Source organism: Flavobacterium sp. (assembly GCF_047602195.1).
Classification (GTDB): Bacteria; Bacteroidota; Bacteroidia; order Flavobacteriales; family Flavobacteriaceae; genus Flavobacterium.
In genome coordinates, this window is the sequence record NZ_JASGHW010000004.1 from 1,898,183 (window position 1) to 1,923,763 (window position 25,581).

The following is a 25,581-nucleotide window of genomic DNA, read 5'->3' on the forward strand; positions in this document are numbered from 1 at the left end:
TATTTTTATCTGACAGAATTTTTCATTTTTACCCTACCTGAAATTATCGATTTGTTCGCGCATATGCACCAACGCCCCGTGAATGCGCTTTTCAACGGCCTTGATGCTGATGTCGAGTATTTCGGCAATCTCGCGGTATTTCTTCCCTTCGACGCGGTTGAGCAGCAAGGCGGTCCGTTGCGCTTCGGTCAAACCTGCGATGGCCTTGTCGAATTTCTTTTGGAATTCTTCTTCTTCGATCAGGTATTCGGGATTGGCATAATCGACTTCGCTGACGACATGATTTGTGCTATAATTGAGTTGCACTTTTTCTGAGGCGATCTGATTGAGCGTCGCGTTGTTGGCTACCCGATAAACGAAAGCTTTAGGATGCTCGACATCGGCACAATTCTGCCACAACTTCACAAAGGATTCCTGGGCGATATCGTCGGCCAAAACGTCATTGCCAAACTTAAAGAACAGGTAATTACGCAGCCCGTAAAAATGTTTCTTAAAAAATTTGGTAAAAATGATTTCGGTGCAAATGCCTTGTAATTCAGGCTTTTCCATGGTGAAATGGTTTTTTCTTCGGCGGTGAAATTACTAAAAATTAATTTCTGGGGTAGGGAAGAATAAAAAAATTCTGTCATAGCATCGAAATCGAAAAAGATGAAAAGAATTGTTTTCCTATTGGCCTTATGTACTTTGATTGCATCCTGCGAAACCGAATCGTTGGTCGTGCGCAACAGCGGCATCGACAACTTATCGGCAAACGATGGGTTGAAAACCAAAGTACTGCGTATGTCACAGTCGGCGACGGCAATCGACAACCTCGTCGATGGGACAAGCTGTTTTTCGGTGCAGTTTCCGTATAATGTTTCGGTAAACGGCCAAATGGTATCTGTGGATAGTGCATCCGACTATCAGACGGTACAAGATATCCTCGATGCCAACGGAAATAATCCGGATACGGTATTGTTGCAATTTCCGGTCAAAGTCAGGTATGCCGATTATACCGAATCTACATTGGACGATCAAACGGCTTTCCAAGCGGCGGTTTCGGGTTGTTCCGCAACGGATGAATTGTCCTGCATCGCCTTGCGGTTTCCGTTGGAGGTCAAGTCTTACAATCCACAAAGTCAATCTGCCTTGACCATTCACTTGCAAAACAACAAAGCATTGTATGGTTTTTTGGACCGCATAGGCGGCAATGTTGCTGCATTTGCTTACCCGATTGATTTTGTCACACCGGAGACGACTGTAATATCCATCCAAAACAACCAGGAACTAGAAGCTTTTATCGATACCTATCTGGATGAATGTACGCCTTCGCATCCCAATCCAAACCAGGGACTTGCCCTTGAGGAAGTGCTGTCAGAAGGCAGTTGGTCTGTTTCGTACTTTTTTAGGGAAACCGACCAGACTTCGGACTATGCGCCTTATGATTTTACTTTCCATGCAGACGGAACGTCTACCACAACCGGAGAACCGTCTGTCATCGGTGGGACTTGGGTGACGTATACCGACAGTGGGCAAGAGCATATCGCTTTTGTGTTCAGCAGCGATAACCTCGAAGAACTCGAAGAATCGTGGATCGTCATCGATTATACAGAAACACTCATCAGGATGCGCTACGAGAGTGGCGGCAGCGGGACACGCTATTTGTATTTAACCCGAAACTGATGAAAACGCCGAGAAAAATAAACAAATCCATGCAAGGCTATTACTGCATCCAAATCTTTTTATGGTTGCTGATTTTACTGTTGCTATGGCTTTTGATCAAACGATTTGAACTATTGAATATTAATCATTAATCACACTTATTATGAAAACTTTAAAAATGTTGCCGATTTTAGGATGTGTCCTTTTCCTGACCACCGCTTCAACCTGTCACAACGATGACGATGATTCCTCTAAACACTGGGACGACAACCGAAACCAGAGCCAAAACCTGATTGCGCAATCCATGCAGCAAGGCAACTGGCGCATCACTTATTATTTCGATACCGATAGTGACGAGACATCGCGTTTCAGCAGCTACACCTTTTCTTTTGGCTCGGACAATGTGCTGACGGCTTCCAACGGCTCTAACACCTATACCGGTAGTTGGTCTATTACCGACAGCCACAGCAGCGATGACGACAATCCGCACAGTGACCTCGATTTCAACATCGCCTTTTCGAACCCGGCCGCTTTTGCCGAACTCACCGATGATTGGGACATCGTAACCCAAACCGCCAGTAAAATCGAACTGATTGACATTAGTGGCGGCAACGGCGGAACCGATCATCTCATTTTTGAAAAGAACTAACCGCAATAATCAAATAACGACAGCTTTTTATGACTTCAAATAATAGAATCTTATCCCTTTTAACCTCTTTTTTTATAACCGGTTTGGTTGCCCAGACCAATCAGGAACCGGTTTGGTCCATGCTCGCCCATGCGACCGTAAGTGACCATGTAACCGATTTATGGGTAACCCCGCAAGGCGAATCCTATATGCTTGGCAATGTCTCCTATATGTCCAGCAGCCCGGCTCTTGACGGCATGATGCTCGTCAAGGCAAACAGCGACGGGCAGGAGGTATGGCGCAAGTACTACCACCCGCAGGACAATAACTATCAATTGTTTTCCCAATCGATTGTGGGCGATGAGAACGGCAATATTTTCCTGATCTATACCGATGATTTCCGTTATACCGACCTGAACAGCACGCGTATTGCCGTAAAGAAAATCGACCCCGACGGTAACGTCATCTGGTCCAACTTTTACACCGATGTCGTCGAGAATTTGGTCGAATCGCCAAGGGCGCTCTCCGGGGTCTACAAGAATGGAAAACTGTACTTCGTGTCCACCACAGGCGGCACCGACCCATCCGATGACTTGGATGCCATGATCGTAAAGATTGATGCCGAATCAGGAAACCTCATTCAAAAAATGGTTTTCAACAGCCAATACGACACCGATGATTTCTTCCGCGAGGTTATGGTGTCCGACAGTGGAGAGGTGTGGGCAATAGGCCGAAGCCGCGGTTATATGTATCCGGGCGGGATTTATTCAGACTACGATTCCAATGTCGTGAAGTACAGTGCAGACGGGGAATTCCAGTGGGAACACCGCACCAATGGAACCAGCAACAATGAAGATCATGGAATCAACATGGCAATCGATGCCGACGGAAATGCCTATACTTCATCCCAGTTGCGTATGCTCGGCATCAACCAGCGCAGGGTCAACATCCAAAAAATAAGCCCAACAGGCACAGTGCTTTGGGATTATTATTACCAGGGTTCAAGTTCGGGTTATACGCACGACCAGCCCATTTTGGTATTGCCCAATGGGAATGTGGTTTTTTCGGCTTCCAATCAGGACGGAATCGTCACCAAAGCGCTCAACGGCTTGACAGGAGAAGAATTGTGGAGCCAGAATTACAACCGAAGTGCCGCCGGGGCCGCCAATCGCCCTTACAATATGAAATGCGACGCTTCGGGGAATATCTATATTGCCGGACAGAGCCGCGACAATACACCATTTGGTGCAGGTTGGGATGCCGTCACCATAAAATACAGCGCTGATGGAGAACTGTTGTGGATTGGAAATTTCAATCGAGGCGATTACGCGACATCGGGCGAGACAAGTCAAGTGCTTAAAATGGACGCGATAGGGAATGTTTATGTAGCGGGAGGAAGCCAGCTTGGAGAATCGACCAATTATGACTTCGATTTCTTCTTGCTCAAATATGGTGTAGGTAATCTGGCAGTTTCAACAAATGATGCGCTGCAATACAGTTGCTATCCTAATCCTACGACCGATATTGTAAATATTACCGCCTCCGAATCGGCTATAGAAAAAGTGGTCTTATACGATCTGTACGGACACATGGTTCGTCAATGGCAAGACTTAGGCAACACAAAAGAAGTTTCCTTGAATATGGGAGAAATTGCACAAGGGGTTTACATGGCTGTGGTCTCGGGGGGAGGCCGAAGCCAGAACCTCAAAATTATGAAAAAGTAGTTGGTTGTTAAGTTTTGTTTATATTGCGAAATGCCCCGGTGTTTATTGCCGGGGTATTTTAGTCAACGAATTAAAAATATACTGTTATTATAAAGTAGTCAAAGATATTTGGGCTTTAGATTATTTTTAAGCAAAGATGTTAAACTATGGGATTCGTTGGATTGTTTTGGACAGAAGACGATTTTGTATTTTGACTGCTCGTATTTTAGTCTATTTCACTTATATTTGTCTCATGACCCGCAAATTCTTCCACCTATTACTCTCCCTTCTCACCAGTACGGTCGTATTCGGTCATGCTGCCGTTGGGCACCACCACCATGAGGAAGATTCCGGTCACGGGCACAAAGGCCATGAACACCACGGTCACCATCACCATGACGGCGATAATTCCGGCCTCAAACACCTTTTTGAACACCACGCGCATTTCGTAGACACCTACACCGATAATGTGCAACCGGGTAAGACGATTACCCAAACCGTTCCGTCATCGGCTACGATAATTGAATCGAAAAGCATTGCATTCAAGGTAGTCCCGTTCGTACGGCAAACTATTGTCACACACTATCGAGGCCCATCCGTACTCAAACCACCTCACTTAGTCCATTTAGATTTTCGCGGGCCGCCCCAACCGGCAGCATAACCCGTGCGCTCCAATGGAGCATATTATTAATTTTTAAAATCTAAATGACATGAAAAATCTATTGATATCTTTCTCTATCGCATCACTCGTTTTGGTAGGATGCAACAATAAAAACGCTGAACACGGGCACGAGCATGGCGCTGATTCAGGCCACCAACACGATGCCGACGGTAACCATATCGAAAGAAGCGGCCGATGCCACCAACCAAGAGGCATTTTCGGTATCAGCCGACACTACCGCCACCGAAGAACCACACGGACATTCACACGCAGAAGGCGAAGCACATTCTCACTAATCATGTTTCGCAAAATAACGGCACTGCTGTTATTGTTTTTGGCCTTTACCGGATGCAAAGACAATGATGGCGGGAAGGCCGAGGGTTCCGGGTTGGAGCCTTTGGCGTATACGCTCTATACGGATAAGATGGAATTGTTCGTCGAGTTCAAACCTTTAGTAGTAGGCGAAACGACAAAGTTTGCCGCGCATTTTACGGCTATGGGCGATACGTTCAAATCATTGGACAGTGGAGAAATCACCGTCAGTTTAATCATTGGCGATAAGGGCATCCGCAATACTGTAAAAAGTGCAAGCTCCCCAGGAATATTCAGGCTCGCTTTGAAGCCGGAAATTACGGGTAAGGGTAAATTGGTATTCGACATTCATACCCGCTATGTCGATGATCGTATCGAGATTCCCAATGTTGAAGTTTTTGCCGATGTCGCTGCTGCCCAAAAAGCCGCAAGGCCAACCGAGCCTTCAGGTGGCATCACGTATCTGAAGGAGCAGGCTTGGAAGGTAGAATTTGCCAACGCCCCGGCACAACGCAAAACGTTTCACGAAGTCATCCGAACCAATGGGCAATTGATATCTGCCGTAGGCGATGAAATGGTAATCACTGCGAAAGCCGATGGTATCGTTAAGTTTAACGGGGACAATGCCATTGTCGGTAAAGCGGTTTCAGAAGGAACGCCATTGTTTACTATATCCGGCAATAACTTGGCACAAGGTAACATCGATTCGCAAGTGCGCGAGTCCAAGATGAATTATCTTAAACTCAAAGCCGATTACGAACGGGCGCAAGAATTGGCAACGGATCAGATTATTTCCCAAAAGGAATTTCAAACGACCAAATTGCTGTACGAAAACGCGCGTAACGATTTCAATACCATTTCGAAAAACTTCTCCGCAAACGGCCAGCGCATCAACGCACCGATGGGCGGTTTCATCAAAACGGTTTCCGTAAATGATGGGCAATTCGTACAAGCCGGAACGCCATTGGCGACGGTTTCCAAAAACAAACGGTTGTTGCTTCAAGCAAATGTATCACAACGGTATTTTGGCAAATTGGCAAGTATTACTTCGGCGAACTTCACCATTCCAAACGGGGCGACCTACGACACGCAAAACCTCAACGGCAAAGTAGTGTCGTATGGCAAAAGCGCGTCGCTCGAAAGCCCGTTTTTACCCATTGCATTTGAAATCGACAACACGCAAGGCATCGTTTCGGGTTCGGGCGTAGAAGTCTATTTGAAATCCACGCCAAAGCCCAATACGCTCGTCATTCCGATGTCGGCCATCCAAGAGGAACAAGGCGTGTTTTATGTGTACGTCCAAACCGCAGGCGAGACTTTCGACAAGCGCGAAGTCACCCTTGGAGCGAAGGACGGTAGGGAAGTCGAAATCCTGTCAGGCATCAACGACGGCGAAAGGGTGGTCACCAAAGGCGGCTATCAAATCAAACTTTCGGTAGCGTCGGGCGCACTCCCGGCTCACGGTCACGAACACTAATTTGGAGATATGCTTAACAGGATTATCCATTTCGCTCTGAACAACCGATTGATTGTTGTCATTGCGAGCGTCCTTCTCATTTTATACGGCAGTTACACCGCCACCAAGATGGAAGTGGACGTATTTCCAGACCTGACCGCACCGACGGTCGTCGTCTTGACCGAAGCACACGGCATGGCTCCCGAAGAAGTCGAAAAGCTCGTGACCTTCCCAATTGAAACCTCCGTCAACGGTGCGACCAACGTGCGCCGTGTAAGGAGTTCTTCATCCTTCGGAATCTCCATCGTTTGGGTGGAGTTTGATTGGAACACTGATATTTACCAAGCGCGTCAAATCATCAACGAAAAGATGGCGGCCATCGGCGAACGCTTGCCGCAAGGCGTAGGAACGCCGACAATGGCTCCGCAGTCAAGCATCATGGGCGAAGTCATGTTCGTGTCTTTGACCGCCGAAGAAACTTCGATGATGGAATTGCGGACGATTGCCGACTGGACAATGCGTCCGCGTCTGTTGGCGACCGGCGGTGTGGCGCAAGTCGTCGTTTATGGCGGCGAGTTCAAGCAATATCAGATTCTCGCTTCGCCTGAAAAGATGAAGTTCTACGATGTCACGCTGACCGAATTGCTCAAAGCCTCGCAATCGGCCAACGGCAATTCTTCTGGCGGTTTCCACAGCGAATATGGCAATGAATACATCATCAAAGGCACCGGACGTACTTCTGATGTTGCCGAATTGGGCAAGTCGGTCGTCAAAACCGTCGGCGGCAAATCCATACGAATCGAAGATGTGGCCGAGGTAAAAATCGGCGCCGCGCCAAAAATCGGGGATGCCGCCAAAGCCGGAAAGCCTGCGGTCGTCTTGTCCATACAAAAGCAACCGTCAACCAATACGCTCGAACTGACCGAGAACATCGACAAGGTTTTGGCCGACGTGAAAAAGACGATGCCGGGCGATGTCCATGTCGATGCGCACGTGTTCCGTCAAGCCGACTTCATCAACGCTTCCATCGATAACATCCAAAAGACGTTGCTCGAAAGGAACGATATTCGTCGTCATCATTTTGTTTTTGTTCCTGATGAATTGGCGAGCAACCATCATTTCGTTGTTGGCTATCCCGATTTCGCTCATCGTGGCGTTGCTGACGCTCAAATGGCTCGGTTTTACCATCAATACGATGAGTTTGGGCGGTATGGCGATTGCCATCGGCGATTTGGTCGATGACGCGATTATCGACGTGGAAAATGTCTACAAACGATTGAAGGAAAATGCACAATTGCCATTGAAACAGCAACGCGATAAGTTCACCGTCATTTTTGATGCGTCGTTTGAAATCAGGACATCAGTTATCAATGCGACTTTCATCATCATTGTGGCATTTTTGCCGTTGTTTTTCCTTTCGGGGATGGAAGGTCGTTTGCTTGCGCCACTCGGAATTGCGTTTATCGTTGCCCTTTTTGCCTCATTGGTCGTATCGATTACACTGACCCCAATCCTTTGCAGTTATTTGCTGACCAACGACGAAATGCTCAAAAAACAGCATGGCGAAAGTTGGTTGGTGACGCGGCTTCAAAATGGTTACGTCCGCTTCCTTGAAAAATTGATGCACCACAAACGTGCGGCGATTGGAACAGCCATTGGATTGTTCGTGATTGCTTTGGTGATGATGAGCCAATTCGGGCGCAGTTTCTTGCCGGAGTTCAACGAAGGGTCGTTGGTCATCAGCGTCGTGAGTTTGCCGGGCATTTCGCTCGAAGAAAGCAATAAGATCGGAACAAGCGTCGAAAAAGTGTTGTTGACCATTCCCGAAATCAAGGTCACCACGCGCAGAACCGGACGTGCCGAACTCGACGAACACGCACAAGGCGTAAACTCCGCAGAAATCGAAACGCCGTTTCATCTCAAAGACCGCGACCGCGAGGAGTTTATGGCCGAGGTCAGGGAAAAGCTCAAAGGCATTTCGGGTGCAAACATTACCATCGGTCAGCCGATTGGACACCGCATCGACCACATGTTATCAGGGACACGCGCGAACATTGCCATCAAGATTTTTGGTTCCGACCTGGGCAAACTGTTCCAGTTGTCGAATCAAATCAAGAACGAAATCCAAGGCATCGAGGGTTTGGTGGATTTGAGTGTCGAACAGCAAATCGACATTCCGCAAATCCAAATCAAGGCCAAGCGCGATATGCTCAATTCATACGGTATTACTATCGGCGAGTTCAACGAGTTCGTCGATGTGGCGTTTGCAGGGGAAAAGGTGTCGGATATTTACGAGAACAACCGCACCTACGACCTCGTCCTGAAATTCGACGACAATAATCGCGGTTCGCTCGAAAACATCCGCAACACGATGATCGACACACACGACGGCAAGAAAATCCCGCTCGAATCGGTAGCCGAAATCGTAAGCACTTCGGGGCCGAACACGATCAACCGCGAAAACGTACAGCGCAAAACGGTGGTTTCGGCCAACGTTGCCGGACGCGACCAAAAGAGCGTCGTCGAGGAAATCCAAAAAGCCATCGATGCGAAAATCAAGTTGCCTGAAGGCTACCACATTGAATACGGCGGCCAATTCGAGGCCGAGGCCGAAGCGTCGAAAGTGTTGCTGCTAACTTCGGTATTGTCGTTACTCGTCATCTTTTTAATCCTGTTCCAAGAGTTCAGGAAGATCAAGACGGCTTCGATTATTTTACTGAATCTTCCGCTGGCGCTCATCGGCGGGGTGATGAGCATTTTCTTTACGAGCAACATCCTTAGCATTCCGGCCATCATCGGCTTCATTACGTTGTTCGGAGTGGCCACACGCAATGGTATTTTGCTCGTCTCACATTACCAAACGCTTCGTGACGAGGGCAAGGACTTGTACCATACCGTTATCGAAGGTTCGAAAGACCGATTGAGTCCGATTTTGATGACGGCTCTGACCGCCGGGCTTGCGCTGATACCGCTCGCGATTGCCAGCGATTTGGCGGGTAACGAAATCCAAAGTCCGATGGCGAAAGTCATTTTGGGTGGTTTGTTGACTTCTACCTTGCTCAACATCTTCATCGTGCCGATCGTGTATTATTTGTCAAACCGAAAAACAGAGAAAAATGAAGCATAGAACAATAGCAGCGATAGGACTTGCAATGTTTCCGGTGTTTGTGATGGCGCAATCGACTTTGGATCAAACGTTGGGTTCCATTGCCAAAAACAATAAGACACTCGCGACCGACCGCCAAAAATGGGAAGCGCGTAAGTTGGAGTTCAATACCGGGCTTACACCAGTGAATCCGACGATTGAATACGATTACCTTATCGGTACGCCGTCCAATGCCGGAAACCAAACCGATTTCACGATTTCGCAGGACTTCGATTTTCCGACGGCCTATGTGCAAAAAAAGAAATTGGCCAACGAGCAATCGAAACAGGCCGAGTTTTATTTGACCGCGAGCCGTCAGGATGTCTTGTTGGAAGCCAAATCGGTTTGCATCAAATTGGTCTACCACAACAAGCTGCAAAATCAGTTGAACAGACGTTTGGCTGATGCAGAGAAAGTACAAAAGGGTTTTCAGACGCGGCTCGATAAAGGCGACGGGAATATTCTCGATCTCAACAAAGCCAATGTGCAATTGATTGAAGTCCGCAAGGCATTCCAAACCAACGGCTCCGAGATCACGCAGCTCAATCAGAAATTGACTGAGTTGAACGGTGGCGAGGCGATTGCCTTTAATGATACGGTTTATACTGCGGTTCCGATCATTCCGCCATTTGAAGAATTGGAAAAGTTGTATGAGGAAAGCGACCCGGATCGTAAAATCCTTGAACAGCAGAAAGTAGTCGCAGAAAAAAATCTTTCGTTGAGCCGTGCATTGGCTTTGCCGAAGTTGACGCTCGGTTACCATTATCAGGGCATCTTGGGACAGACGTACAACGGCATTCACGCCGGGACGACGATTCCGCTGTGGGAAAACAAAAATGTGCTCAAACAGCGAAAGGCCGAAGTTGCCGCTTCCGAGTCGGAATTTCAGACGCACCTCAACGAGCATTATTTCCACATCAAGCATTTGTATGAGGATTACACGAATCTGAAAACGGTGTTGGATGCTTATGAGTCGGCTAACATCAACACCTCGTCAAGAAACCGGGTGTTGCTCAACAAGGCATTTGCTTTGGGGCAACTTTCGTCCATCGAGTACTTTATGGAAACCGCATATTATTACAATGCGTTGGATCAATTTCTCGAAGCGGAGCGCGACTATCAGCAGTCGGTGGCGATGCTTTTGAAGTATCAGTTGTAGAGAAAGGGTCGGCGTAATGCTGACCCTTTTTTCAATTAAGTGGTGTGGTGAAATCCTTTGCACGTGCGTGCGCGTAAATGCGAATTGTGCTTTTTGTGGTATTAAAAATGAACAGACTCCTGTAAAATAGGTAATTCAAAAAGAATTAAAGAAATCGTTTTTTATGGATTTTGTCTTTTGTCACTATATCCGAGAGGGTACCCACCTCTAAAAATGAGGGTTGAAATTGGAAAGTCAAATAAAAATGGGGTATGGGGTTGTTTTACAGACAAAGCCGCCAATTTTTTTGACGGCATCGGTTCAGTCGTTGGTTTCTAATTACTTCGGATAACCCGATTCGGGTCATAGACATTATTTTTGTAGTTCAGATAACTTTCTTCTGTTATTAGCCGGAACTTACCGACCTTGCTTGCTTTTAGCAATCCAATTCGGCAATGGTTGGTAATTGTAGCAACCGATTTTGCGTCATCGTCGCTACTTGGCGAACCTTATAATTTCGCTCATCTGCCACTTGTTTAGTCGGAGTGTTTTTCAGTTGATCTTCAATCTTTCCTTTAATTTTCAGATATTTACAACATATTTGCAAAGAAAAAAATCCGTAAACCATTATTCTACAACGATTTACGGATTCATTTAGTGGAGTCGCCGGGAATCGAACCCGGGTCCAAACAAGCAACCAAAGCGCTTTCTACACGTTTATCTGCCGATTGGATTTTCGACGTTGCGCCTGGCCGGCAGCGGCCACACAACGCTTAGCCTCTTAAGTTGTCAGAAAGGCCACAAGGCAAGGCCAATCCTAGGTTTATTTTTACGGTTCCTCTTGATCGACCGCCACAAACCAAGGCTTTCGAGAGGAATCCAGCTTCTGTACCTGGTACAGACGTGGCATTATCTTACTATGATTCGGATTATGCAGCTAAAGCGTAGTTATTTTCGCCGTTTATAAGTGTTGGGACTCTGGATTTACGAGAATTTGTCCCCCTTCTCGACGTGCTTACGGTTCAATTGATCTTGCTGTCAAAACCAGTCGACCCCTTAAATTTCAACATTCGAAATTGGATATTCGAAATTCGAGTTTGCAAATATAGCAGGAAAATTCACTTTTGATTGTTAATCCAAAGATAAAGTTGGATAAATCTTGCAGCGAAGCGGTCTTGACTCCAGCAACGCCAGCGGTCTATTGTGCAGTATCTCTTTTGGGCGTGTCGGCGGGTGACGTTTGTGCAAGAAAGAAATTTATTGGCCGCCGTCAGGCTTTTCGTTGCAATCTTTTATTCCATTGCATTTCATAAAAGGATTTCCACTGCAATCCTTCACGCGAATGGAGTCAAAGTCTTGCAGCGAAGCGGTCTTTGCTCTAGCAGCGCCAGCGGTCTTTTATCTTTTAGCGAAGCGGTCTATTCCTCATCGTCAAACTTAAACGGATAATCCCCAAACAAAGGCGCCAACTTCCTCACCGCATACGTATTTCTCGTAAACTTATTCGACAACGCAATGATCGTCACATTGTCTTTGACCAAAGAAATATACGACGAAGTACTGCCGTGCCACCAACCGTTGTGGAAATAGAATTTCTGTCCGCCTTCCCATTCGTACATGCGCATCCCGAGGCCGTAGTTCTTTTCGCCCTTGTGCTCGTAACTGTAGCCCTTATACATTTCCTCGCGCAGTTTCTTGTTCAGGAAAGTCGGCGCCGTGCGTGCCAGGTCAAACTTGAGAATGTCGCGCGGGGTAGAGTAGATGTTCTTGTCGCCATAGACCGCATCCAAATGGTCAAGCCCGATTTCCATCATGTTGCCTTTGTACGACGGAACGGCAGTCTTTCGGTCTTTGTTGTAATCGAATACATAGGTGTCGTGCATTTCGAGCGGATCGAAAATCATCGTTTTCATCGCTTCGGGGTATTTCATCCCAGTAATTTTCTCGATGATGAGCGCGAGCATCGCATAATTGGTGTTGCAATAACAAAAGCGCGTATCGGCCGGACAATCGCATTTGATTTCCTTTTCGGTGAACAGGTTCAGGATGTCCTGGTTGGTGATCGTCTGGTGCAAATCCCAAACGCCTTTGTCCTCGATGAAATAGGCATAATTGCGCAAACCGCTGCGGTGGCTCAACAAATTGCGCACGGAAATGTCGTTGTAGGGAAACTCGGGCAGGATTTCGCTGACTTTCTGGTCGAGTTCCAATTTGCCTTTGTCGACCAACAGCAAAACCGCCGTGGCCGTAAAAACCTTGCTCACCGAAGCGATGTGCAAAGGCGTATCGGCGTTGATTTTGGTGCCTTCCATCTTGTCGGCCCAGCCTTGGTAACGTTCGTAGATGATTTGGCCGTTCTTGGCCACGAGCAAACTCACGCTGTTGTTCTCGTTGCGGAAATATTTGTCGCAGAACCGCTCGACCGCGGCTTTTTTATCATTTTTGTACGCCTTGGAAAGTTGGGGATATTTGACGCGCGAAGGCTTCATCCAAAGGTAAGTGCGTTCGTTCAGTTGTTCCTTGTCGTCTTCGGAACGGTCCTGTTTGGAACAACCCGAAAACAAAGCGACGAATAAAACAATATATAAGTATCTGAAAGGGGCTTTCATGTGGTATTTCGATTGTGCTTAAAAAACAAATATAACCAAACAAACTATCGCGTAATTGTGCATTTCGTTAAGGATTATATAAAATTTGTTAACAATCGTTGTCAATTAGTTGGTTTTCAATGCTTCGCGTGTGGATATTTTTAAATGCTAAAAAGTTTTGAAAACGTTATCGTAAAGGGTACATTTGGCAGCGAAATTTTTTTAGTTACAAGACAAACAAATAATGAAGTTCGGAATCATCAAAGAAAGAAAAACCCCGCCGGACAGGAGGGTGGTTTTTACGCCTGAAGAACTGGCGCGTTTGCAGGCCGCGCATCCCGAAGCCCAAATCAAAGTTGAAAGTTCAGACATCCGGTTTTTTACCGACGAAGAATACAGTAATCTTGGTATTGAAGTCACCAACGACGTCAGCGATTGTGACGTTTTGTTCGGCGTGAAAGAAGTGCCTGTCGAAGCGCTGATTCCGAACAAGAAATATTTTTTCTTTTCGCACACGATCAAGAAGCAACCGCACAACCAAAAATTGCTCAAGGCGATTCTCGAGAAAAACATCGATTTGTACGACCACGAAACCATTGTCGATAAAAACTACAAACGCTTGATCGGTTTCGGAAGATACGCCGGTATCGTCGGGGCCTATAACGGCATCCGTGCGTTCGGGATCAAGTTCGAATTGTTCAATCTGCCCAAGGCTGAAACGCTTTCGGGAAAACCGGCCCTGATCGAAAAACTCAAGCGCCAGGTGCTGCCACCGATCAAGATTGTCCTGACCGGTCACGGCAAAGTGGCCAACGGCGCCAAGGAAATCCTCGATGCGATGAAAATCAAGGAAGTTTCGGTCGAAGATTATTTGTCCAAAAACTATACGCAGCCTGTCTATGTGCAGCTCGACACGCTCGACTACAACAAACGCATCGATGGGAAACCTGCTGCAAAAGATGATTTCTACGAAAATCCAACCGAATATACGTCAGATTTTGAACGTTTCACCAAGGTATCCGATATTTTCATGACCGGGCATTTTTACGCCAACGATGCGCCGGTGATCCTGACACGCGAAATGTTGCGTGCGCCCGATTGCAAGATCAAGGTCGTGGCCGACATTACCTGCGATGTAGAAGGACCGATTGCCTGTACGATTAAAGCCTCGACGATTGCCGATCCGTTGTTTGGTTATTTGCCGAGCAAGGATGCGGAGGTCGATATTTTTCACCCCGGTGCGATTGTCGTGATGTCGGTCGATAATTTGCCTTGCGAATTGCCCAAGGATGCCAGCGAAGGTTTTGGCGAAATGTTTATGGAACACGTCATCCCGGCTTTTTTCAACGGGGACAAGGACGGGATTTTGCAACGCGCCAAGATCACCGAGAACGGTAAACTCACCGAAAGGTTCCAGTACTTGCAGGATTACGCCGACGGAAAATAAATACCAAATGCTTCTTTAGGGAAGCATTTTTTATTTCTGCAAACGATATCGGATGCGGAAATGTCTTTATATTTGGGGATAAATGCTTATCCTTTGAAACCGACGGCGTCCAAAATTCTTTTCTTCTTGCTTTTCACCATTGGCCTGCACGCACAGGAATTGTTGCCTTTTGTGGAAAATTTCACCAAGACCGAATACCACGGCGACAACCAGAACTGGAATGTCACGCAGGGGAAGGACAATGCCATCTATTTTGCCAACAACCATTATTTTTTGCGCTACAACGGTGTCAAATGGGAGAAGTATACGCTTCCCAACAAGACGATTATCCGTGCGGTATATGCGATCGGGGATAAGATTTATTGCGGTTCGTACAAGGAATTTGGTTATTGGCAGCGCATCGATGGCAAGATGAAATACTTTTCGCTCAGTGAAGGAAAGAATCTTTTTTCGGGGCGCTCGGCCAATGAGGAAATCTGGAAAATTTTTACCCAAGGCGGTCGCATTTATTTCCAATCGTTCAATGAACTGTTTGTCTATGATGCCCATGGGGTGGAGAAAATACGGTTTCCTTTCCAGATTTCGTACTGTTATTTGGTCGACAATCAAATCTACATCGCATCGGTGCGCAATGGCGTTTATGTAATGCAAGGCAAGCGGTTTGTCAAAAAAGAAAACTGGTCTGAGATTGAGCACGATGTAATCCATCACATCGAAAAGAACCAAGGCAAGACTTATATTTTTACAAAGGCCAATGGAATTTTTATAGAAGAAGGCAATCAATTGACGGCTTGGAACAACTTGTTGAACAATGATTTAAAGACAGAAGTAATCCTGACGGCTAAATTTGTCAGCGACAGTATCTTGACCATTGGAACCGTGCAACAGGGGCTTTACATCTTCAATTTAAAGGACAATTCCTTCAAGAGCATCAACCGACAGAATGCCATCAAGAACAACGCGGTGCTTTCGATTCTGCTGGACAATGAAAACGATTTGTGGCTCGGTCTCGACAACGGGATTGCCCATGTCGAGATCAATTCCTCGGTCAATGTTTTTACCGACAATTCGGGGGTGCTCGGTTCGGTGTATGCGATGTCAATGATCGACGACGATTATCTTTTCGTAACCAATCACGGGGCTTTCATCTACAAGGACAAGCGGCTCCGCCCGATACCGAATTCGCAGGGCCAGGTTTGGGACATCTACAAACTCGACGGCAATTACATCATGGGCCACAACGACGGGACTTTTGTGTATGACGGCAAGCAATTGCGCAAGGTGAACAATGTCAGTGGAGGGTGGAAATTTGTCAAAAGCGATTACGACAAGGCTTATTTTCAGGCGCATTATTCGGGAATCGTCTACTATACCAATGAGGATTTGGCCAGCTACAGGACTTTGGAAGGATTGACCAAACCCATCCGCAACATCGTGCAAAACAAACCCAATGAATTGTGGGCGGCCGACAACTACCGAAGCTTGTACCGCATCACCTACGATTCGAACTTCAAGACCCAAAAAGTCGAGAACATTTCGCAGCGCAATGGCATTTCGAATGACTTTGGGGTGAAAATATTTGGCTACAAGAACGAAATCCTGTTCCTGATCAATAAAATCTGGTACCGTTACAATTCGATTTCGGCCAAACTCGAAAGAGACAAGGTTTTTAATGCGGCGTTTCCCAACATTTCCGACATTATCCCGGTCGATGACGAGCATTTCCTGATCCTGAATTCGGGATTGCTGTATGTAATTTCACAGGTCAATAATGAGTTTATTTGGGAGCTCATCCCTGAAAAATACTACGAAGGCAAACTGATCATTGAGGACTCCAGGATCTTCAAGAAAGACAACAAGATTTTCCTGAACCTCGATGACGGATTCATGTCTTATGAACTCAACAGGAATAGGGTCAACGCCGGGAAGGTAGTGGTGGAAGGATTTTACGAAGGAAACTTGATCAAGCCGAATACCGAAATCAAATACAATCACCCTGTCGAAATCAATGTGGTGACCGGAAGATACGGCTACAACCAGCAGGACATTTTTTACCGGCTCAATGACGGGAAAGAGTATTTGCGGGTGCGCAACGGGAATATTTTGCTAAACAATTTGCACAGTGGCAATCAGCGTGTTGCGTTTTATTATTTCAATGGGAAAAACTATGTTGAATTGGCGGAGTACCAATTCGATGTCAATAATCCATGGTACTTTTCGGTTTGGATGGTACTGGTGTATGTGCTGGCCATCTCGGGTAGCTTTTATTTGTATTACAAATGGAACAAATTGCGCTACACACAGAAGCTTCAGCTCAAGGAAGAAGAACTCAACCATCAGCAAAAGATACTCGAACTGGAACTCAAGGCGCAGAATGAGCTCAACATACAGGAATACGAAAAGCACATCCTTGAGCTCGAAATCCAAAGCAAATCCTCCGAAGTGGCCGGCAAATCCTTGTCTATTGCCAAGCAAAGCGAAATGATCGACAACATCCGCCAGATCTTGCAGCAGGAGGAAGACATCGACAAACTCAAAAGCGGCATTCTCAAGGCCATCAAGATCAATGCGGTCAATAAGCATGAATGGGAAGTTTTCGAAAGCAACATCAGCCAGATCCATCATGAATTCATCAGCGGGATTTCATCCAAGTTCCCGCAATTGACCTCCAAGGACATTAAATTATGCGTTTACCTCAAAATGAATCTTTCTTCCAAAGAGATCGCGCCACTGATGAATATCTCTTTCCGCGGAGTAGAATTGCACCGTTACCGTCTGAGGAAAAAGTTGGGACTTTCCCCTGATGAAAATTTATATAAGTTTATGCTTACGATTTAACGGCTGCTAAAAGCTTCGAAATCGATGTAGTTCTAGTGTTTGGAATTACATCATTACTACATCATTTTATCACCAAGCTTGATTTTTTTGTAATTAAATAAATGATTATCAACGTGTTAAATTTATGTAATTTAATGATGTGGTTGTGAAGAAACCCCCTTGGGTAACTACAACGTTGTAATTTGCTAATTTTAGGATAACTAACTCTAGCAATATTAACACATGAAACACTTTATCTGTACGTTCTTAACGATTCTGTCGGTTTCTATCGCAGCTAATGCTCAGGAAATCAAGGGAAATGTTACTGATCAAGCCGGGTTGCCACTACCGGAAGTCAACATTTTAGCAGCATCGGGGAAGAACACTTCTACCGATTTTGATGGAAATTTTACCATCGATGCCGCAGTCGGCGAACAACTTACTTTTACCATGATTGGTTATGAGACACGCGTAGTCAATGCCACGGTAAACATGAAGGTCAATCTCAAGGAAGCCATAAACAAGCTTAACGAAGTGATCGTGGTGGGTTACGGGACTAAGAAATTGGGCGCGATTACGGGTTCGGTTTCTTTGATCAAATCCGAAGAAATCCTCAAAACCCCCGCCCAATCGGCCATCCAATCCATTCAAGGAAAGGCTGCCGGTATCAACATCGTTACCAACGATGAGCCTGGAGGAAATCCTTCGGTTCGCATCAGGGGATTGGGAACAGTGCTGGGCGCAAGAGATCCGTTGTACATCATCGATGGGGTCGAATTGTCGGCCATCAATACCATTAATCCCATCAATGGACTGAGCCCGAACGACATCGAATCCATGAGTATTCTAAAGGATGCTTCTTCGTTGGCCATTTATGGGCAGAAAGGCGCCAATGGGGTCGTGATCATTACCACCAAAAAAGGAAGGAAAGGCGGAGTCAAGGTATCTTATGATGCGTATTACGGCCAAAAAAGTATCCTCAAGAAAGTGGATATGGCCGACTCGTATCGTTTTGCCTACTACAACAACACCGCGTTGGGTTCTTCCAGTTATTACAGCTACAACCAACCGTACAATACCGATTGGCTTGAAGAAATTACCGATACAGGTGAGGTGACCAGCAATTCCGTCTCGCTTTCTGGGGCCAATGACAATGCCAATTATTACTTTGGGGTCTCGCACTATACCGAAAAAGGGATTTTAAAGGGAACCGACTACAAAAGGACAAACCTCCTCAATAAGAACGAGTTCAATATTGCAGAGGGCAGGCTCAAGGTTCGCAATTTCTTCAATTTGGCCTTGGCACACAAGACGCCTAAGCCATTGAGTGCATTTACCAATGCCTACAAACAATCCCCGCTGGTTCCGGTGCAATACCCGAACGGGCGATGGGGCGTACCGATGATCAACAAGGCCAACGGGTTGAACGATCTTTCGGGGACCGAGTACGACAAATACAACAATGTGGGCAACCCGGTGGCCCAACTCGAATACGACAACCAAAGATCGAAATATGTAACGATTACCGCTTCGGTGGCCGCCGAGCTCAAGCTGGCCCGGGATCTTACGTTTACTTCCAATCTCGGGGCCATGGGCGAGTGGGTCAAGGAATTCAGCTTTACACCTTTGCGGGACATCTGGTTGTCGCAAAATATTTTTGCGGGCAATCCGGATGACATCACCGAACCACCACACATCACCACTGCCGCCGATTACAACAGGACGTTTGGCAACAAAACGGTGCTCAACAACAAGCTCGAGCAAAAACGCGGCGAGCTCTACAACTGGAACTGGGATAATTACCTGTCCTACAAACGCGATTTTGGCGATCACAGTGTCACGGCTACCGTGGGGATGTCCAGGACCACTGTCGACAATTATGAGTTCATGAGTGCCATCCGGTACAATGTTCCCGAACAGAAAAATTATTGGTACCTCGATTTCTCGAGCAACAACGAACCCATGCTGGCCCAGCCGGACAACCTTAAGAATTACCACAATACGCCTTTGGTTTCCCTGGCTTATTTTGGAAGGGTAGAATACGACTACAAAGACAAATACCTGTTGACCGCCATCGTAAGACGCGAAGGGTTGAGCCCGTTTGCTACGGGAAGAAAATGGGACACTTTTCCTTCGGTATCTGTGGGTTGGGTCGTTACCAATGAAAATTTCATGAAAGACATCAGCTTCCTGAACAATCTTAAATTGCGTGGAGGCTATGGTGAAGTGGGTAATGGTAACGGGGTTAGTTTCAACTATTTGGCCTTTACGTTGAATAAAAATTACAGTTACGGAGAGGAACCGCTCATTGACACCGGGGCTTTCGTGGCCAACGCAATCGATCCGAACCTTACCTGGGAAACGATGAAGGAAATTGATTTGGGTATCGATTTCGGTTTTCTCCAAAACAAATTGACCGGAACCTTCGACTATTACGACCGAAAATCGGACGATATTATCCTCAAGTTAAGCCTTCCAAGGGTTTTATCCGAGGAGGAAACCTACCTCAATTCGGGCCAGGTGACCAACAAAGGAATCGAAGCGACTTTGCGCTGGCAGGATAACATCAACGACAACCTGAGCTATTGGGTGGGCGGTAATTTTTCCAGCAACAAGAACAATGTTTCGAGAATCGACAGCCGTTATTTCAAAAACTTTACCGAGGCGGGAAGCCTCAACAACGGGCAAACGGTCAAGCGCGTCTTCCTCGATGCGCCGCTGGGTAGTTTCTACGTATTCGAACACATTGGTTACAATGCCGACGGATCGTTCAAATACAACGACATGATCGACGGCAAGGCCGGGCTTACCGACAACGACCGCATCAATGCCGGTACCTATGTTCCCAAATATACTTATGGCATCAACGTTGGGGTCAACTACAAAAACATCGATTTCTCGGTTGATTGTTACGGTGTAGGCGGAAACAAAGTGTACAACGGCAAGAAAGCGCAAAGATTTGGCGGGGAAAACGTCGAATCTGAAATCCTGGATGATTTCTGGACGGTCAACAATACCAATGCAGAAAATCCAAAACCTTTCAACAATACACCGCTGCCATCGACCTATTACATCGAAGACGGCGACTATTTGAGGATCAACAACATCACATTGGGCTATACCTTGCCAAAAATGTGGGAGAAACTCGACAAGGTTCGCCTGTATGTCACTGCGGTCAACCCGTTCATTTTTACCAACTATTCGGGATATTCGCCTGAAATCGTAGGAGGTGATGGTGCCGATCCGTTGCGTGGTGCGGGTATCGAACTCGATGCCTATCCGACCAACAGGACTTTTCTCGTAGGCGCAAATGTCAATTTTTAAAAGTAACCGAAAATGAAAAAATATATTCAATATTTTCCAATAACAGCATTGTTCATCGCCGCGGCCGTTTTCAGCTCGTGTGAGGATGATCTGGATGTCGTGCCGAACAAAACCATCGCGCTCGAAAGATTTTCTCGCCAATCCCGATAACGCCAGACAACTGGTCACCGGGGCCTACAACAAAAACCTCGATTACGAAACCTATGCGTTTTCGTGGATCGGTGTCACGAGCATTACTTCGGATGATGCCGACAAAGGCTCGACCCCTGGCGACAACGGAACCGACAAACACCAACTCGACAACCTCGATTTCGTGTCTTCTAGCTTGTCGTTCAATGAAGTATGGAAATCGCGCTACGGCGGCATCGGAAGGGCGAACAAGGCCATTTTCTACCTCGACCAGTTCAACATAGACGCCAATTTAAAGAGCCGATACATCGGCGAAGTGAAGTTCCTTCGTGCGCTCTGGTATTTCGACCTGGTCAGGTGTTTCGGCGGTGTTCCGATCATTACGACCGAAATCGACATCAACGATGAGGAAACGGTCAACAATACGGTTTACATCCGAAAATCCAAACAGGAAACCTATGCACAGATTGAAAGCGATCTGGTCGATGCTATCGATCGGCTGCCTTTGAAAAGCGGTTATGCGCCACAGGATTTGGGCAAAGTGACCAAAGGCGCGGCACAGGCTTTACTGGCGAAGGTTTATCTGTACCAGGAAAAATGGCAGCAGGCGTATGACATGGCGGGCAATGTGATCACCTCAGGCGAATATGCGCTGCTTGGCGATTATGCGCAGGTTTGGCGCCAAGTCGGGGAGAACAAGTCCGAATCGATTTTCGAAATTCAGGCTACCCTGACCAATGGCATCACCGATTATACCAATGTTCAAGGGCCACGGGGCAATCCAGATTTGGGTTGGGGTTTCAATACGCCATCAGAAAGCCTCATGAATGCCTACGAACCCGGCGATTTAAGAAAAGAGGCAACCATCATTTTCGTGCCTTCTGTTTTGTGGGACGGACAGGTGGCTCCCACCACATTGACCAATCCGAGATACAATTACAAGGCTTACCACAGCAGCATTGCCGAGGATTGGGACAACAACAAGTCGGTGACGGCCAAGAACGTGCGCGTGCTCAAATACAGCGATCTTTTGCTGATTCGGGCCGAGGCGGCTTTCCATATCGGAAATACAGGAGAAGCGCTCGACCGCATCAACGAAATCAGGAACAGGGCGGGGCTTGCAGATGCGGGCGCCGTTACCCTGCAATCGATCTGGAAAGAAAGAAGGCTTGAAATGGCCATGGAACACGACCGTTGGTTTGACCTGGTAAGGACCGGGCAGGCAGCATCGGCCATGGCGGCCAATGGCAAAAACTTCATTGTGGGCAGGCACGAGGTTTTCCCGATTCCGCAAGAGCAAATTTCAGCCAGCGGTGGCCGATTGGCCCAAAACCCAGGATACAATTAATTCTAACCTAATATAAATTTTAAACATTAACATTAAACATTAAACTATGAAGACAATTAAAATGACAGTTTATTCCTTGGCAATTGCCTTGAGCATGGGTTCCTTAACAAGCTGCGGCGACGACGATGGCAACAACATCACCCCGCCACCTGCAGGATACACCAATTCTGATGAAATCGGGGCATCGAACCTTGTGGCCAAATGGAGTTTTGAAAACAACGCCACGGATTCAAAAACAGGAAACGTCGGCACGCAAACCGAAGCGGCTTACACAGCCGGGGCCAAAGGACAAGCTTGGGAAGGATCTTCTTCTGAGGCCCGTTATTCCGTTTACGACGGCATGACCGCAGTGGGCAACCTGAACAGTTTTACCATCGCTTTCTGGATGAACTCGGCAGGAACGGTAGCCGATACGGGAACACCTGAGCAAGGAAAAGGGACACAGGGAATTTTTGCATTGGTAAAACCGGATGAGTTCTGGGGCGCCATGAACGTTTTCCTTGAAAACCCAAGTGCCGATCATCCGAACCGTTTGCGATTGAAATACCTTTTCGAAAACGAACGCACCGGTATCAATTGGGTAGCTTACGGGCCAATCGTGAACATCGACGGTGAGTTGAACGAATGGATCCACGTGGTCATGACTTACGATGCCACAACCAGCCGATTCAGCAGCTATGTCAATGGTATTCCTGCAGCCAACATCGAAGCGGCAATGGCACCTGAAGGCGGTTACACTACAGGTTCATTCATCGCGTTCTCGAACGATCCTGGAGATTTGAGCAACCCGAACAATGTGCCGCTCTGGGGCAACATCAACTGGGGAGGTACTTACAGCAAGGTGGTGCTTGGTTCACACCAATTCACCACTACACCTTCGCTCACTTCTAGCCACGGAACAGAGGCTTGGTCTACAACTTATGCCGGAAAACTGGATGAATTCAGATTGTACAACATCGCTTTGAGCGGTTCTGACGTAGGCTCGCTCTACGAATTAGAGAAAAACGGATTCTAAAATGAATTTTGGATAAGCACCGGGAGTTTTTCCGGTGCTTATTTCTTCAAAACAAGCAAATTATTTTTTTAAAGCCTCACAGCAAAACCAATTCTTTCCTATCAATTAAAATCTTTCACCGTGAAAATCCTCAAATTATTTATACTATTCCCGTTTATTTTCTCCTGCGGATGTTCGGATTCATCCAACGACAGCTCACCTGTAGTTCCGCCAGTCACGACACTTACAGATGAGGAGTTGATGGACAAGGTCCAGAAAGACGCACTCAAATACTTTTGGGAATATGCCGAAACCAATTCAAAACTGGCACGCGAAAGGTACCATGTTGACAATCCTTCACTCGATGCCAATCTGGTCACTACCGGAGGGTCGGGCTTTGGTTTGATGACGCTACTGGTCGGAATCGAAAGGGGCTATGTCCCACGGGGCGAAGCCGTCACGCGGTTGCAAACCGGGCTTAATTTTCTCGAGAATGCCGACCGTTTCCACGGCGCATGGTCGCACTGGATCAATGGAACCAACGGCGATGTAGTGCCTTTTGGCGAAGACGACAACGGAGGAGATTTGGTCGAGACCGCATTCTTGTGTCAGGCATTGATTTGTGTGCGTGAATATTTCAAAGACGGTACCGCCGAAGAACAGGCACTTGCACAAAAGGCCGATACACTTTGGAAAGGGGTCGATTGGTCTTGGTACACCAGGGGCGGACAAAACGTGCTGTATTGGCATTGGTCGCCCAATTTCGAATGGATCAAGAATTTCAAGCTCGAAGGATACAACGAATGTCTTATCACGTATGTGATGGCTGCAGCTTCGCCGACGCATCCAGTTGGTGCAGCCGCCTACAACCAAGGTTGGGCCAGAAGCGGCGCCATCGTAAATCCGGCCTCTGCTTATGGAATGCCATTGGTGCTCAAATACAACGGCACCAGTTCGGTAGGACCTTTGTTCTGGGCGCATTATTCTTATCTGGGGATGGACCCGACGGGACTCAGCGACCAATACGCCGATTACTGGCAACTCACCCAAAACCACAGTAAAATCATTTACAATTTCTGCCAGATCAATCCCAATGGTTGGAATGGCTACAATGAAAAATGCTGGGGTTTGACCGCGAGTTATTCAAGGAACAATGATGGGTCGACGGGTTATTCGGCGCACCAGCCCAACAATGACAAAGGTGTCATTTCGCCCACCGCCGCACTGTCCTCATTCCCTTACACGCCCGAAGAATCGAAAAGAGCCTTGCGCCATTTTTACGAAGACCGCGCAGAGACATTGATTGGCGTGGCTGGTCCGTATGACGCATTTTCACCACACCACAATTGGGTTACCCGAAGATACTTGGCAATCGACCAGGGAACGATCGTTCCCATGATTGAAAATTACCGTACCGGGATGTTGTGGGAATTGTTCATGAACGCACCCGAAATCAGGGCAGGATTACAAACGCTGGGATTCCATTCCTCGAAGCATGGGTTCTAAAAGTAGTTTGACATGAGGTACATCCGTTCCCAAAGCCCATTGATTATAACATTGCTGTTTTTGCTCCAGGGGCAATGCGGCTTTGCACAGAAAGAAGTGAAAGGCAGCCTGGCAGCAGAAGTGGTCCAAAAACAAGAATTGGGTTACCTGCTCAGTGTTCCCCAAAAGACCAAGGAAAAAAAACCATTGATCGTGTTTCTGCACGGCTCCGGTGAAAAAGGAACCGACACCGAAAAGCTCAAGATCCACGGCCCGTTAAAATACATCCAGAACCACAAACTCGACGCCTACATATTGGCGCCGCAATGTCCTGAAAACGACTATTGGAATGCGGAAGCGCTGTATCAGCTCATCCTCAAAATCCAAAAGGAAAACGACATCGATCCGAACCGGATTTACCTCACCGGCCTCAGCATGGGCGGTTGGGGAGCCTGGAATCTGGCGATTGCACACCCGGATATGTTTGCCGCGCTGGTTCCGATTTGCGGTTTCGTGGACCGCGTCCCGATGATTGAAAATTGCAAGCTGGCCGCAATTCCGACGCATATTTTTCACGGACTTCTCGATGATGTCGTCAGTGTCGATTATGCCACAGCCATCTATAAAAAAATAAAAGCCTGTCCCAATGCCAAAATCGAACTGACGATTTTCGATGATGCCAACCACGACGCATGGACGCGCGTATACGATCACCCTGAAATTTACCAGTGGATGCTCGGCCAAACCAAAACACAGCATTAAAAT

17 protein-coding genes, 1 other RNA gene and 1 pseudogene are annotated in these 25,581 nt (G+C 47.0%); 15 read left to right on the forward strand and 4 right to left on the reverse strand.

Features of this window, described 5'->3' with window-relative positions; translation table 11 throughout:
• Positions 1-33: 33 nt before the first annotated feature.
• Positions 34-549 carry an RNA polymerase sigma factor gene (locus tag QM717_RS14600; RefSeq protein ID WP_415038493.1) on the reverse strand — a complete coding sequence of 172 codons (516 nt, stop codon included), beginning with the start codon at positions 547-549 and terminating at the stop codon, positions 34-36.
• A gap of 99 nt (positions 550-648) precedes the next feature.
• Between QM717_RS14600 and QM717_RS14605 the strand changes: the two genes are divergently transcribed.
• The 3 genes from QM717_RS14605 (at position 649) to QM717_RS14615 (ending at position 3,993) form a co-directional block, all read left to right on the forward strand.
• Entirely contained in the window at positions 649-1,662 is a 1,014-nt protein-coding gene (locus QM717_RS14605) for a hypothetical protein (protein ID WP_415038495.1), read from the forward strand.
• A 142-nt stretch (positions 1,663-1,804) separates the two neighbouring features.
• A complete protein-coding gene (locus QM717_RS14610) occupies positions 1,805-2,290 on the forward strand; it encodes a hypothetical protein (RefSeq protein ID WP_415038497.1) in 486 nt (161 codons plus the stop codon).
• 29 nt (positions 2,291-2,319) lie between these two features.
• Entirely contained in the window at positions 2,320-3,993 is a 1,674-nt protein-coding gene (locus tag QM717_RS14615; RefSeq protein ID WP_415038498.1) for a T9SS type A sorting domain-containing protein, read from the forward strand.
• A gap of 256 nt (positions 3,994-4,249) precedes the next feature.
• Here the strand turns inward: QM717_RS14615 and QM717_RS14620 are convergent, their stop codons facing one another.
• Complete coding sequence (locus tag QM717_RS14620; protein WP_415038500.1) at positions 4,250-4,447, reverse strand: hypothetical protein; 198 nt, start codon at positions 4,445-4,447, stop codon at positions 4,250-4,252.
• Positions 4,448-4,767: 320 nt separating this feature from the next.
• Here QM717_RS14620 and QM717_RS14625 point away from each other — a divergent pair, with 320 nt between their 5' ends.
• From QM717_RS14625 to QM717_RS14645, 5 genes and pseudogenes are all read left to right on the forward strand, one after another.
• Positions 4,768-4,929 (forward strand): hypothetical protein, encoded by a 162-nt coding sequence (locus QM717_RS14625; RefSeq protein WP_415038502.1) that lies wholly within the window; start codon positions 4,768-4,770, stop codon positions 4,927-4,929.
• A gap of 2 nt (positions 4,930-4,931) precedes the next feature.
• A complete protein-coding gene (locus tag QM717_RS14630) occupies positions 4,932-6,422 on the forward strand; it encodes an efflux RND transporter periplasmic adaptor subunit (protein ID WP_415038504.1) in 1,491 nt (496 codons plus the stop codon).
• Positions 6,423-6,431: 9 nt separating this feature from the next.
• Positions 6,432-7,394, forward strand: a pseudogene (locus QM717_RS14635) (efflux RND transporter permease subunit); the annotation flags it as partial.
• A 103-nt stretch (positions 7,395-7,497) separates the two neighbouring features.
• Positions 7,498-9,528, forward strand: coding sequence for an efflux RND transporter permease subunit (locus QM717_RS14640; protein WP_415038506.1), 2,031 nt, complete (start codon positions 7,498-7,500; stop codon positions 9,526-9,528).
• The gene (locus QM717_RS14645; RefSeq protein WP_415038508.1) at positions 9,518-10,705 is read left to right on the forward strand and encodes a TolC family protein; all 1,188 of its coding nucleotides are present in this window, start codon (positions 9,518-9,520) and stop codon (positions 10,703-10,705) included. The genes QM717_RS14640 and QM717_RS14645 overlap by 11 nt, the downstream gene beginning before the upstream one ends.
• 634 nt (positions 10,706-11,339) lie before the next feature.
• On the opposite strand, the gene ssrA is transcribed toward QM717_RS14645, so the two are convergent.
• Together ssrA and QM717_RS14655 are read right to left on the reverse strand one after the other, a co-directional pair.
• Positions 11,340-11,740, reverse strand: a transfer-messenger RNA (tmRNA) gene (gene ssrA, locus QM717_RS14650).
• 362 nt (positions 11,741-12,102) lie between these two features.
• A complete protein-coding gene (locus QM717_RS14655; protein WP_415038510.1) occupies positions 12,103-13,293 on the reverse strand; it encodes a serine hydrolase domain-containing protein in 1,191 nt (396 codons plus the stop codon).
• A 223-nt stretch (positions 13,294-13,516) separates the two neighbouring features.
• On the opposite strand from QM717_RS14655, the gene QM717_RS14660 reads away from it, so the two are divergent.
• From QM717_RS14660 to QM717_RS14690, 7 genes are all read left to right on the forward strand, one after another.
• The gene (locus tag QM717_RS14660) at positions 13,517-14,719 is read left to right on the forward strand and encodes an NAD(P)-dependent oxidoreductase (RefSeq protein WP_415038512.1); all 1,203 of its coding nucleotides are present in this window, start codon (positions 13,517-13,519) and stop codon (positions 14,717-14,719) included.
• A gap of 126 nt (positions 14,720-14,845) precedes the next feature.
• A complete protein-coding gene (locus tag QM717_RS14665) occupies positions 14,846-17,557 on the forward strand; it encodes a histidine kinase (RefSeq protein ID WP_415038513.1) in 2,712 nt (903 codons plus the stop codon).
• A 222-nt stretch (positions 17,558-17,779) separates the two neighbouring features.
• A complete protein-coding gene (locus tag QM717_RS14670) occupies positions 17,780-20,860 on the forward strand; it encodes a SusC/RagA family TonB-linked outer membrane protein (RefSeq protein ID WP_415038515.1) in 3,081 nt (1,026 codons plus the stop codon).
• A 94-nt stretch (positions 20,861-20,954) separates the two neighbouring features.
• Positions 20,955-22,337 carry a RagB/SusD family nutrient uptake outer membrane protein gene (locus tag QM717_RS14675; RefSeq protein WP_415038517.1) on the forward strand — a complete coding sequence of 461 codons (1,383 nt, stop codon included), beginning with the start codon at positions 20,955-20,957 and terminating at the stop codon, positions 22,335-22,337.
• A gap of 46 nt (positions 22,338-22,383) precedes the next feature.
• Complete coding sequence (locus tag QM717_RS14680; protein WP_415038518.1) at positions 22,384-23,352, forward strand: LamG-like jellyroll fold domain-containing protein; 969 nt, start codon at positions 22,384-22,386, stop codon at positions 23,350-23,352.
• A gap of 120 nt (positions 23,353-23,472) precedes the next feature.
• The gene (locus QM717_RS14685) at positions 23,473-24,837 is read left to right on the forward strand and encodes a glucoamylase family protein (RefSeq protein ID WP_415038520.1); all 1,365 of its coding nucleotides are present in this window, start codon (positions 23,473-23,475) and stop codon (positions 24,835-24,837) included.
• Positions 24,838-24,849: 12 nt separating this feature from the next.
• Positions 24,850-25,578, forward strand: coding sequence for a prolyl oligopeptidase family serine peptidase (locus QM717_RS14690; RefSeq protein ID WP_415038522.1), 729 nt, complete (start codon positions 24,850-24,852; stop codon positions 25,576-25,578).
• The last annotated feature ends 3 nt before the right edge of the window (positions 25,579-25,581 follow it).